This window comes from Flavobacterium sp. UGB4466 (assembly GCF_903469665.1).
In the GTDB taxonomy this organism is placed as follows: Bacteria; Bacteroidota; Bacteroidia; order Flavobacteriales; family Flavobacteriaceae; genus Flavobacterium; species Flavobacterium lipolyticum.
Genome location: NZ_CAGKLC010000002.1, coordinates 139,955 through 153,086 on the forward strand (window position 1 = coordinate 139,955; position 13,132 = coordinate 153,086).

Here is a 13,132-nt window from a genome sequence, read left to right on the forward strand (position 1 = left end):
GTTTTAACACATAGAAACATAGTCTTTGTAAACTTAAAAAAGCGTTTCACTTGTTTAAAAACAGATAGACTGTTATGTGAAAGAAATGTATTTCTTTTGATTTCCTTTATTCTTCGGTTAATATCTATGTTTCTATGTGTTTAATAGGTTTTTTGCCACGAATTCGCGAATTATCACAAATCATTGCGGTTCTTTTTTTGTGACAAATTCTACTAATTATCACAAATCATTGCGGTTAGCTTAATTTGTGAATTTGTGGCGAACAAAAGTTTTTAATCTTTTAAATCAAATTAATCGGTGGCCAATTTTTCTTCAATATTATCCTAAAATAAAACGTATTTTTGGCATTTAGATCGTAAAATCTAAAATCTAAAATCTAAATTTGAAAATGAACTGGGAACAACTTTTATCACTCAAACGCCAAGGCGATACCAGCAAAAGATTACGTGTAGAACAGGACGATACCCGCTTGGGTTTTGAAGTTGATTATGACAGAATAATCTTTTCGGCAGCATTTCGCTCTTTACAGGATAAAACACAAGTTATTCCGCTTTCGAAAACCGATTTTGTGCATACCAGATTGACACACAGTTTAGAAGTTTCGGTGGTTGGACGTTCACTAGGGCGTTTGGTTGGGAAAAAAATCATCGAAAAATATCCTCATCTAAAAGAAGTTCACGGGTATCACATGAACGATTTTGGCGCTATAGTAGCTGCGGCTTCTCTGGCGCATGATATAGGAAACCCTCCTTTTGGACACTCAGGAGAAAAAGCAATTGGAGAGTATTTTTCGATAGGAAACGGTTTGAAATACAAAGACCAATTAACGGCAAAACAATGGCAGGATTTAATTGATTTTGAAGGAAATGCCAATGGATTTTCGGTGCTTACAGCAAGCCGTCCGGGAATTGAGGGAGGACTTCGAATTTCCTACGCTACCCTTGGTGCTTTTATGAAATATCCGAAAGAAAGTTTGCCTAAAAAGCCTACCCAGAATATCGCTGACAAAAAATACGGTTTCTTTCAGACCGACAAATCTTTTTTTGAAGAAGTTGCCAAAGATATGGGCATGATTGTCAATAAAACAGGAGACGATATTGGTTTCGAAAGACATCCTTTAGCCTATTTGGTCGAAGCAGCCGATGATATCTGTTATACCATTATTGACTTTGAAGACGGAATAAATCTGGGATTGGTTTCAGAAGATTATGCCTTAGAGTATTTAATCAAACTGGTGAAAGACAATATCGGAGTAGCCAAATACAAGACATTAACAACAAAAGAAGACCGAATTAGTTATTTACGTGCTTTGGCTATCGGAACATTGATAAATGACGCTGTAAATGTTTTTGTTGAAAATGAAGAAGCTATTTTGGATGGGAAATTTCCTTTTGCTTTAACAGATAAGAGTAAATACAAAGCGCAAATGGATGATATTATCAAACTAAGTGTCGATAAAATCTACCAAAGCCGCGAGGTGGTTGAAAAAGAAATTGTAGGGTATCAGATTATTCAAACCCTGTTGGATAAATTTATAACTGCTTTCAACAACAAATACGAAGGAACTGCTTCAAACTACGATAAACTGCTTTTGAAAATGCTGCCTGAAAAACATCACTTAGAGAAATCCAATTTATACGAACGTTTGCTGCATATCTGTCATTACGTTTCTTTGTTAACAGACGGGAATGCACTGGAGCTGTTTGAAACCATTAACGGCAGAAAAAACAAATAACACGCTAAGCTGCAGAGGTAATTGACAAGAAAATGATTTTACACATAGGAACATAGATTTCAGGTGTAAAAAGAGAACTAAAAAAGAAATACATTTCTTTCACAGAGAAGGATATGTGTATTGAAATAAAGTAAAACGTCTTTTTTATTGACACAGAACCTATGTCACTATGTGTTAAAATGAATTACACCAACGTTTAATATTTTATTGAAAAGCATATACGAGACCCACGCCTAAGACTTGTCTTAGCTGGGCTCTTGGTCCATTGTTAACTTGTGAAGTTGTTCCGGTAGCAGGATCAAAAAAGTCTTTTTTGGTTTTGATATCATCATCATACACCAGATGTACGCCAATATTTGCTTTTACATAAGCATTTACCACAAGATCCAGACGGGTATCATAATCGATATCGACGTTTCCAAATTTGTTTAGATAATCAGTATACAAACTCAATCGGTTTTCGTAGAAGATGTTTTTGTAAATCTCGCTTTTCATGTATCCGGTAAGCAGAATACCAAATTCGGCTTTTACCTTCTGCCCGTTTTCAACTAAAATTTTAGAATTCGGGTCCATTGGATCTACTATGTAAGTCGCTTTTCGCACACCAAAAGATCCTTGATTCGCTAAAGTTTGATCCAGAACTAAGGTAGTTTTTAGGGTTATGGGAGAGAAATATAAGGTTCGGTTTTTCTTTTTATCTGAATTTTCAGCTCCTGCTCCAAGAAAGACATAAGCTGGTGCAAAAGGTCTGGAGATCGCAACATCTTTGTTAGGGTAATTGTACCCGTCAGTAAATTGAGTATTGAAATTGAATTTCGCCGAGTAGTACCAATTTGAGATCGTATCTTTTCTAAAACCGTAAGTTGAGTTGAATAGAAAAGCATCATCAGTTTTTCGGAGTTCAGTACCGTCTTGCTGGTTTAGACCGTATTTTATAATAAGTTCATTGGCCCATTTGTGATTCCCTCTAATATAAGTTCGGTTAAACTCACCTTTAAAAAGTCCGGAGATCGAGCTTGTTCCCCCCGCGCTCCAGTTTACAAAAGCAATTTCGGAAATGTCAAAGCCCAGTTGATTTTTTTTGGTCCAGTTTGATGGTGGAGCAGGTAATTCGCCAGGATCCAAAGTCGTTTGTATAATTTGAGCAAAGTTATTTGAAGTACACAAAAGCAGCAAAAGCAAAAGGGTAGAACGCAATAATTTCATTGTGATTTTATTTTTTGACAGCGCAAAATAATTATTTTGTATCGTTTGAAAAAAGATTTATTAAACTTTTAACGTCAATTTTACACAATTGTTGTAACTGATTAACCGTTCCATGCTCTATAAACTTGTCCGGAATACCCAAAACTTCGATGGTATTTTTGAAATTATGTGAGGCTGCAAACTCTAAAATGGCACTTCCAAAACCACCGTTTACAGTACCGTCTTCGACTGTAATTATCCTCTCGAAACTTGCGAAAACGTCGATTAAAGTGTTGGTATCTAGTGGTTTGATGAAAGAGAAATCGTAGTGGGCAATGGTTGCGGAATTGTGAGATTCGTTTATTGCTTCGATCACATTATTTCCAATTGTTCCGGTGGACAAAACGGCTGTTTTTGTTCCTTTTTTTAGGCAGGTTGCGGCACCAATTTCAATTTTTTTATAATGTCCGAAATTTTCTACTTCCCAATTTGAGATGACGCCACGGCCTCTTGGATATCGAATGGCAATGGGATGATTTAATCCCAATTGTGCCGTATATAAAATATTCTGCAGGGCAATTTCATTGAGGGGAGCATAAATAATCAGGTTCGGAATTGCACGCAAATAAGCAATATCAAAAAGGCCATGATGTGTGGCACCGTCTTCACCTACTAACCCGGCGCGGTCGAGACAAAAAATAACAGGCAAGTTTTGCAGTGCAACATCGTGAATGACCTGATCGTAAGCACGCTGCAAAAAAGTCGAATAAATATTGCAGTAGACCGTCATTCCCTGCGTAACCATTCCCGCAGCAAGTGTTACCGCATGCTGTTCGGCTATTCCAACGTCAAAAGCGCGTTCGGGAATCTCATCCATCATAAATTTAAGAGAACTTCCGGATGGCATTGCCGGAGTGATTCCGATGATTTTTTCGTTCTTTTTGGCTAAATCTAAAATCGTCAGACCAAAAACGTCCTGGTATTTAGGAGGTAAATTCTCTTCTGATTTGGAATAAAGTTCTCCGGTTGAAGCATCAAATTTTCCCGGAGCATGATATTTTACCTGATTTTCTTCAGCCTGCTGTAAACCTTTTCCTTTTGTGGTTACGATGTGCAGAAATTTAGGACCTTTTATCTTCTTTAAGCGGTTAAGCTCTTTGATTAAAGCAGGAAGATCATGACCGTCAATTGGTCCGGAATAATCAAAGTTTAGTGACTTGATGATGTTATTCTGTTTCGGATTTTTCCCGTTTTTAACCGCTGTTAAATATTTTTTCAAAGCTCCCACACTTGGGTCAATCCCGATAGCATTATCGTTTAGAATGACCAAAAGATTAGCATCCGTAACCCCGGCATGATTCAAACCTTCGAAAGCCATTCCTGAAGCAATCGACGCATCACCAATTACGGCTATATGCTGTTTGTCGAAATCGCCTTTTAGTTTTGAAGCAATGGCCATTCCAAGTGCCGCCGAAATAGAAGTGGAGGAATGTCCCACGCCAAAGGTGTCATAAATACTTTCGCTTCTTTTAGGAAAACCGGAAATGCCTTCAAGCTGTCTGTTCGTATGAAAAATTTCCCTTCTTTCCGTCAGGATTTTATGTCCGTAAGCCTGATGTCCAACATCCCAAACCAATAAATCGTCAGGAGTATTAAACACATAATGAAGTGCAATGGTCAATTCGATTACACCCAGACTGGAGCCTAAATGCCCTTCTTTAACCGAAACAACATCAATAATAAAATCGCGTAATTCCTGTGCAACCTGAGAAAGTTGCGCTTCGGATAATAAGCGTAAATCAGCGGGATTGTATATGTTGGAGAGTAAGTTACTTTTCATTGTAAGGTAAAAAGCAAATTTACGGTTTTTAAAATTAAATTCAGTTCAATGAAATTGTCTAATATTTGGTAATAGATATGGCATCTATTCCAGGAGTTATTAGATTTTTGGATATTGTATCTGCTTTGATTGATAAAACAGCAAGGTATCTGGTCGTCGTTAGTTTTTCATTTTGCATACCGGGACTCCATTTTTCAGCTGTTTTTAAAGCCCTTATAAGTTCTTCCCCAAGTTCATTTTTACTGCTTTCTATTGGTTTAAAATAGGATAAACTTCCATCTTTTTCGACTATAAACAAAGTTTTGAATAGTGATTTTATGTTTTGTAGCTATTTTTACTGTTCAAACGGAATCGATAAGGTATAAGTCGAGCGAACAATTTGTTTTTTAAATTTTCCAGGAAGCCATTTTGGTCCTTTTTCTAAAACTCTTATTGCTTCTTTTCCGTTTTCTATTGATGTGTTTTTAACAATATTGAAATTAGTTAAACTGCCATCTTTTTCTATTACAAATACCACAGTTGTTTTGTCCGGATCTATTCCCGTTTTACTTGGAGGAGTATAATTTTTAACGAAAAACTTATGAAATTTTTTCATTCCATTTTCGGGAACAGGTAAAACATCCAAGTCACTTGAGTTGTAAATAATAGCATACGTGCCATTTGGTGTGTTTGTTAATGCGGAATCATTTGTAGGTGTAATCGGTATACCTGTTGTATAGTTTCGATGTTCCGCAGGTACTACTTCGACTTTGTCAATTTTCTGTTTATTACCGTTTTGATCCTGACAGCTGAATAATGTAGTACCCATCGTAATAAACAATGCCAGTAAAAACATTTTGTGGTATTGCGTTTGTGAGTATAAAACACGACTCGGAATATGAATAATTACATTATCAAGTTGTGTATTTTTGAATCTTCCGCAGATACTTTTATTTTGATTTGAAATAAAATAATGCTGTACTTCTTCCGGAAACATTTTTGTAAAATCTACCACAGTTTTAGTACAGCTTAAACAAAACCTCCCATTGCCTTTTGGAGTCATCTCGTCCCAGTTTTCGTGGCACGGCTCGGGAATATTGATTTGATGTCTTTTATTCATGATTTAAATTTCAATAATTAAATGTAATAAAAAATTTAAGTAAAAATGTACTTTTGTATTTATGATAAATCCTTTCACCGACGAATACTTCATGAAAAAAGCTTTGCAGGAAGCTGAAATGGCTTTTGAAAAAGGCGAAATTCCTGTTGGAGCAATCATTGTTGTCGCAGATAAAATTATTGCAAGAAGCCATAATTTAACCGAATTATTAAATGACGTTACGGCTCATGCAGAAATGCAGGCGATAACAGCTGCTGCCAATTTCTTAGGCGGAAAATACCTCAAAGACTGTACGTTATATGTTACCCTCGAGCCTTGTCAAATGTGTGCGGGGGCTTTGTATTGGAGTCAGATTTCGAAAATTGTTTTTGGTGCTCGCGATGAACATCGGGGTTTCATGACAATGGGGACCCAATTGCACCCAAAAACAACTGTGGTTTCCGGAGTGATGGCCAATGAAGCGGCTGATCTTATGAAACGCTTTTTTGTAGAGAGAAGGAAATAATTGCTGTAGATCATGACCAATTTCTCAACCATAAAAAAACTATTTCACATCACTGAATCTAATGGTTTTGCAGATAGTGAAATGGAGGCAGTTAAAAATATCTTTGGTGCACTTCCGGAGGTATTTGTGGACTACTATACAGAATTGGGTAAAATTCAAAACCTAAACCACACACAGGATTTATTAATCGTACCGGAGCGTTTTCAATAATATAAACACAATGATTATTTGATATTTTATTCTGAAAATCAAAAGGCTTGTGTGTGGGGGATTCATAAAGAGGATTTGTCAAAATCTGATCCTCCGGTATACATGAGCGAAGACGAGCAAGACTGGAATCTGGAAACGGAAACGTTAAGTGATTTTTTTACTGCAATGGCTTTTCTTCAGGCAGGTTTTGCTTTAAAGTTTCCGGGTAATACATTTTATGAATTGGAAGAAGATGAATTGAACTTTGTTCGTGCAAACTTCAGAAATAAAGGATTCTCTTTTAAACAATGGCTTGGAGGAGTAAATTTTTATGGTAATTATGATGATGATGTAGTCATAGTGCAGGCAGCGAATCAACTGCTTTATGCAGCTGACACAAAAGAACATTCTGTTGCATTGAACAAAGTATTGTCCGGACTTGGGACAGAATTATAAAAAGAGGCAGTTTGAAAAGAGAGCTTCCTAAAGTACTAAAAAATGAAAGGGCTAATCTCAAATAGTCTCTGAAAATGCTGTAATCATTTTTACCCTTAAGAGCATTTAAATATTTTGCCTTGGAGAATTTTCCTCTTAAAAGATTTAGAAAAATACATTATATTTATGCAATATAATTGACACACCACTAGTTTATTTATAGAGTGGTAAAAGCTAAAGTACATTGTCAATTTTCAAATTCGTAAACCTGTAATTCTAAATAAAAGTGAAAGTAAAAGGACTATTTCTCGTGTTTTGTACGTTTTTTATTTTTCAATCTTGTGGTCGCAAATCAGCTGCCGATTTCAATTCCGATTTTTCATTATTCAAAGAGTACATTGTTAGTTTTACGGGAGGCATCGTCTCTTCGGAATCTGATATTAGAGTTGTTTTGGCTTTTGATAAAAAAGAATGGAAAGTCAATCAGGAATTAGACGACGATTTATTTGATATCTCGCCAAATGTACGTGGAAAAGTAGTAGCACTCTCCACCAATACGATTGCTTTTATCCCGGAGAAAAAACTGGAAGCAGGAACAGAATATCAGGTGACTTTAAACTTAGATAAACTTATCACCATTCCAAAGGAAAAAGAGAAGGAGCTTTCAAAGTTCAACTTTACCGTTAAAACCATCAAACAGGATTTTACTATTAATACGGAGGATGTTCAATCGTATAGTAAAGATTACCAGTACCTGAACTGCGTTTTAAAAACGGCTGATAATATGGATGTTGAAACAGCTAAAAAATTAGTTGAGGCTCATCAGAATGGGAAGGATCTTAAAATTAAATTCGAAAAACAAACGGGAACAGCCAAAGAATTTCGTTTCAAAATTGACAGTATTCAGAGGTTTTTAGAAGCTTCGAATCTGGAAATCGAATACGACGGAAGTGATTTTGATATCGACCAGAAAGGGCAGTTGGATTATGCGGTTACGGGTTTAAAAGAATTTAAAATTGTAAAAGTCGATATTCCCGAAGGAAGTAATCAGTCTCTTTTAATTAATTTCTCGGAACCTTTAGAAAAAGGGCAGGATTTTAAAGGATTGGTCTCTATTCAGAATACAAACAATTTGAAATTTTCGACTCAGGGGAATGTCCTGAAAGTATATTTTAGCAATACAGCTCCGGAGAAAAAAGAAGTTCCGGCACCTGTAGAAGAGACGGTAGATTTAGCGGTTGATTCGGCAGCAGTTGTAGTTGATTCGGCGGCAGTTGTTACGGATAGTAGTGCTGTGGTAGTGGTTCAGAACGAGGAAGAGACTCAGGAACCGGAACCAGTTTTGTCGGGAGAATTGTTACTTGAAGTTTTTCAGGGAATCGAAAGTCAGTACGGCAAAAAGATGGACGCCAATTATACCGAGAAAATCAATTTTGACCAAATAAAACCTAACGTTCGATTCGTTAAAAACGGAACGATTCTGCCAAGTTCAAACAATCTGAAATTGAATTTTGAAGCAGTCAATCTAAGTGCGGTTGATGTAAAGGTGTATAAAATTTACAAGAACAATATTCTTCAGTTTTTGCAGTATAATGAACTGAACGGAAGTCAGAATCTCAAAAAAGTGGCACAACCCATAGCCAAAACCACACTGAATTTAGTCGAAAGCAAACTAATAAATCCGGCGAAGTGGAACACCTTTGCTCTTGATTTATCTAAAATAATCACGCCGGAGCCAGGCGCAATTTACCGTGTAGAATTTGTTTACAAAAAGAAATATTCGCTTTATAAATGCGAAACCTCCGATGAGAGTTCGGAGGAAGAGGAAGAAGAGGTAGATGAAAATGATGTGAACTACAGTGGCAATTCGTATGATGATTACTATTATGACGATTACGACTGGAGAGAGAGTCAGGATCCTTGTACAGGATCGTACTACTATAATGCCAGAATTGCGACAAATATCTTGGCAACTGATTTAGGGGTTATAGCCAAAAGAGGCGAGAATAAATCGTATCTCTTTGCAGTCAATAATATTGTAACCACAGAGCCGGTTTCAAATGCGAGAGTGGATCTGTATACCTTTCAACAGCAAAAAATTGCAACTGCTGCAACAAGCAGCGAAGGAATTGCTACGTTTCAGCTCAATAAGTTTGCTTACTTTGCTATTGTTACTTTAGGAGATCAGTCTACTTATGTGAAGTTGGATGACGGTTATTCGTTATCGGTAAGTAATTTTGATGTTGCAGGTGAAACTTTGCAAAAAGGCTTAAAAGGATTTATTTACGGCGAGCGAGGTGTTTGGCGTCCGGGAGATAATTTGTATTTGTCCTTTATCTTAAACGATGCGTCGAATAAACTTCCAAAATCACATCCGATTAAGTTTAGATTAAACGATCCGAATGGTAAAACAACTTATCAGACGATTCAGAAAACAAACGACCTGAATCATTACAGTTTTATCGTTCCAACAAGTGCTGACGCGCCAACAGGAAATTGGGAAGCAATGATAAGTGTGGGTGGTGCCAAGTTTTACAAAAGCATTAAAATCGAAACGATTAAACCGAATCGTTTAAAAATTAAAAATAATTTCTCCAGAAAAACACTATCATCCTCTTATCCAAATACCAGTACACTTGAAGTGACCTGGCTTCATGGTGCCATTGCAAAAAATCTGAATGTAGAAATGCAGGCAAAATTTTCGCAGCAGACCACCACATTTAAAGGATATGAGAAGTTTAATTTTGACGATTTGGTGCGTCAGTTTAGTTCAGAAGAAATTAATGTTTTCTCCGGAAAATTAAATGAGAATGGAAAAGCATCAGTCGATATCCACCCAAAACTACAAGGGCAGGCTCCCGGTATGTTGCGTGCCGTCTTCATTACAAAAGTATATGAAGAAGGAGGTGATTTTAGTACTGATGTTATTTCGACGACTTATTCACCATACAAAACTTATGTTGGGATAAAAGCACCGGAACCTAATAAATATGGAATGCTGGAAACCAGAACGAACAACCGTTTTGATATTGTTACGGTGGATGAAAATGGAAGACCAAAATCAGTGAGAAATCTCGAGGTAAAAGTGTATAAAGTAGATTGGCGCTGGTGGTGGGACGCTTCCAGTGATAATCTTTCAAATTACAACTCGTCGGATGCGACCACTTCGTATAAATCTTTTGTGATCAATACAGATTCCAGCGGAAAAGGAAGTATTCAGTTTTCTTTAACCGATGAAGAATGGGGGCGCTATTTGATACGTGTTGCCGATCATACAGACGGACACGCCACTGCTTTAACCGTAAATATTGACTGGCCAATCTGGTCCGGAAAAACCCGCAACAGAGATGCCTCTACAGCTAATATGCTGGTATTCTCTACCGATAAGAAAAATTATGCTGTAGGCGAAAAAGCACAGATATCTTTCCCTTCCAGTGAAGGAGGCCGTGCTTTGATTTCGATCGAAAACGGTTCAAAAGTGGTGCAGACCATCTGGGCCAAAACAAAACAGGGAGAAACTAAAGTCGAAATTCCGATTACGGCAGCCATGGCACCAAACGTGTATTTTAACATCACACTCTTGCAGCCGCACGCTTCAACTAAAAACGATTCACCTATTCGTATGTACGGAATCGTTCCGATAGAAGTGGTGGATAAAAACACCATTCTGGCGCCGACCCTCTCCATGCCGGATGTTTTAAAACCGGAGCAGACTTTTACCGTAAAAGTGGGAGAGAAAACTGGAAAAGAAATGACATACACCATTGCCGTTGTAGATGAAGGACTTTTAGATTTAACCCGTTTTAAAACACCAAATGCCTGGGACAGTTTTTATGTTCGTGAAGCCTTAGGAGTTAAAACCTGGGATATTTATGACGATGTGATCGGAGCATACGGAGGAAAAATAAATCAAATTTTCAGTATTGGTGGGGATCAGGATTTAGGTGGCGGTAAAGCCAAAAAAGCCAACCGATTTAAACCAGTAGTGTTGTACTACGGACCATTCAAATTAGAAAAAGGTCAAACGAAAGCACATCAACTGAAACTGCCTAAATACATAGGTTCGGTTCGTACCATGGTCGTTGCTGGTGATGCCAATACAAGTGCCTACGGAAGTGTCGAAAAAGCAACTCCGGTTAAAAGCCCGTTGATGGTATTGGCTTCATTACCTCGAAAAATATCGCCTTCAGAAAAAGTAACCATTCCGGTAACCGTTTTTGCTACCGAAAAGAATATTAAGAAGGTAACGATTCAGCTTAGAACAAGCGGCGGATTAAAAGTAATGGGAAGTGCTGCTCAAAGTCTGAGTTTTGCCCAGCCTGACGAAAAAATGGCCTACTTCAATCTGGTAGTAGGTTCTGCTACCGGAATTGGAAAAGTGCAGGTAATTGCGACATCAGGAAAAGAGAAATCAGTATATGATGTAGAGATCGATATGACCAATCCTAATCCGGTTACAAATACGTATACGGATGTTGTTTTACCTCCAAACAGCAGCAAAACCATTACCTGGAAGACCTTTGGAGTTTCAGGAAGCAATAAAGCCAGACTGGAAGTTTCCTCAATGCCAACCATCAATCTTAATGGAAGACTGCAATACCTCATTCAGTATCCGCATGGCTGTGTAGAGCAAACTACTTCGTCTGTTTTTCCACAGTTGTTTTTAAGCGATATTGTTGATTTGGACAACACCCGAAAAGGAATCATTCAAAAGAATATAACGGCCGGAATTAGTAAGTTAGGAAGTTTTCAATTGCCATCAGGTGGTTTAACGTATTGGCAGGGAAGTACCACTGCCGATGATTGGGGGTCTTCTTATGCCGGGCATTTCCTGATTGAAGCAGAGAAAAAAGGATACGTTTTACCGATTAATTTTAAATCAAAATGGATTTCTTATCAGCAAAGAGAAGCTAAACAATGGCGTTTTGAGCCTAAGTACGGTAATGATCTTGCTCAGGCTTACCGATTGTATACGCTGGCGCTGGCAGGCAATGCTGATTTGTCTTCGATGAACAGATTGCGCGAAACAAAAGGTATTTCAAACGAAAGTAGGCTTCGTCTGGCTGCTGCCTATGTTTTGGCCGGACAAAAATCGGCAGGGCAAAATTTATTATTGCGCACCAGTATTGACAGCGAGTCCAGCGAGTACAATTATTACTATTATGGATCAAGCGAGAGAAACAGAGCGATGGCTTTAGAAACGATGCTGCTTTTAGGGCAAAAACAAAAAGCATTCACTATGGCTTCTAAACTGGCTAAAGAAATGTCGACCAACCAATGGATGAGCACACAAACAACTGCTTATTGTCTGTATGCCATGTCTAAATTTGCTGTTGGCAACGGACCTAAAGGAATTAATCTTCAATTCAGCAAAAATGGAAAAAGCGAAACCATAAATACACAAAAAACAATTGCCGACAGAAGTTTAACAGTTCAGACAGGTGCCAATAGTGTTGTCCTGAAGAATCTTAAAAACAACACGGTTTACGTTAGAGTTTTAAATACCGGAATATTACCAATCGGACAGGAAAATGCGATTCAGAGTGATGTCGCTGCGAATATTGTTTTCAAAAACAGAAAAGGAAGTGCTATTAATGTTTCGAAAATCAGTCAAGGAACTGAATTTGTTGCAGAAGTTACAGTTAGAAACCAAAGAAATGAAAGCGTTCAGAATGTGGCACTGTCACAAATCTTGCCTTCAGGATTTGAAATCGTTAATACCCGTTTCACAGACTACGGTGACGCGACCAATAATATTGCAGATTATATTGATATTCGCGACGACAGAACCAACTTCTATTTTGGAATGAAATCCAGAGAGACCAAAGTATTCCGAATTCTGTTAAATGCATCCTATTTAGGGAATTATTATTTACCGGGATTGCAGTGCGAAGCGATGTACGATAACACCTTCCTGGCCCGAACAAAAGGATTCTGGGTTGAGGTTGTGAAGTAAAAATATGGAACACAGATTATAAAGATTAATAAAGATTTTTTTGCCACGAATTCACGAATTTTAATTTTTTAAATTCGTGAATTGCTTCGCCTGTTCGCTATCGCTTGGGTCGTGGCGAAAGAAAATAATCTTTTTAATCTGTATAATCTGTGGCTAATAAACTTTGTGAACTTTGCAGTAAAATATAG

General features: G+C 37.5%; 9 protein-coding genes. 5 read left to right on the top strand and 4 right to left on the bottom strand.

Annotation, left to right across the window (positions count from 1 at the left end; translation table 11 throughout):
- Positions 1 to 388 precede the first annotated feature (388 nt).
- A complete protein-coding gene (locus JO950_RS01300; protein WP_202700700.1) occupies positions 389 to 1,735 on the top strand; it encodes a deoxyguanosinetriphosphate triphosphohydrolase in 1,347 nt (448 codons plus the stop codon).
- A gap of 204 nt (positions 1,736 to 1,939) precedes the next feature.
- Here the strand turns inward: JO950_RS01300 and JO950_RS01305 are convergent, their stop codons facing one another.
- From JO950_RS01305 to JO950_RS01320, 4 genes are read right to left on the bottom strand one after another with little or no spacing between them, the layout of a single operon-like run.
- A complete protein-coding gene (locus tag JO950_RS01305; RefSeq protein WP_202700701.1) occupies positions 1,940 to 2,941 on the bottom strand; it encodes a DUF3078 domain-containing protein in 1,002 nt (333 codons plus the stop codon).
- A 31-nt stretch (positions 2,942 to 2,972) separates the two neighbouring features.
- On the bottom strand, positions 2,973 to 4,760 hold the full coding sequence (locus tag JO950_RS01310; RefSeq protein WP_202700702.1) for a 1-deoxy-D-xylulose-5-phosphate synthase: 1,788 nt from the start codon (positions 4,758 to 4,760) through the stop codon (positions 2,973 to 2,975).
- 58 nt (positions 4,761 to 4,818) lie between these two features.
- Positions 4,819 to 5,058, bottom strand: coding sequence for an energy transducer TonB (locus JO950_RS01315; protein ID WP_202700703.1), 240 nt, complete (start codon positions 5,056 to 5,058; stop codon positions 4,819 to 4,821).
- A 36-nt stretch (positions 5,059 to 5,094) separates the two neighbouring features.
- Positions 5,095 to 5,859, bottom strand: a complete 765-nt coding sequence (locus tag JO950_RS01320) for an energy transducer TonB (RefSeq protein WP_202700704.1) — start codon at positions 5,857 to 5,859, stop codon at positions 5,095 to 5,097.
- Positions 5,860 to 5,920: 61 nt separating this feature from the next.
- Here JO950_RS01320 and JO950_RS01325 point away from each other — a divergent pair, with 61 nt between their 5' ends.
- From JO950_RS01325 to JO950_RS01335, 4 genes are all read left to right on the top strand, one after another.
- Positions 5,921 to 6,364, top strand: coding sequence for a nucleoside deaminase (locus JO950_RS01325; RefSeq protein ID WP_017497260.1), 444 nt, complete (start codon positions 5,921 to 5,923; stop codon positions 6,362 to 6,364).
- Positions 6,365 to 6,376: 12 nt separating this feature from the next.
- A complete protein-coding gene (locus tag JO950_RS22190) occupies positions 6,377 to 6,574 on the top strand; it encodes a hypothetical protein (protein WP_237732254.1) in 198 nt (65 codons plus the stop codon).
- Positions 6,575 to 6,592: 18 nt separating this feature from the next.
- Positions 6,593 to 7,009 (top strand): hypothetical protein, encoded by a 417-nt coding sequence (locus tag JO950_RS01330; RefSeq protein ID WP_237732255.1) that lies wholly within the window; start codon positions 6,593 to 6,595, stop codon positions 7,007 to 7,009.
- Positions 7,010 to 7,274: 265 nt separating this feature from the next.
- Positions 7,275 to 12,944 carry an alpha-2-macroglobulin gene (locus tag JO950_RS01335; protein ID WP_202700705.1) on the top strand — a complete coding sequence of 1,890 codons (5,670 nt, stop codon included), beginning with the start codon at positions 7,275 to 7,277 and terminating at the stop codon, positions 12,942 to 12,944.
- The last annotated feature ends 188 nt before the right edge of the window (positions 12,945 to 13,132 follow it).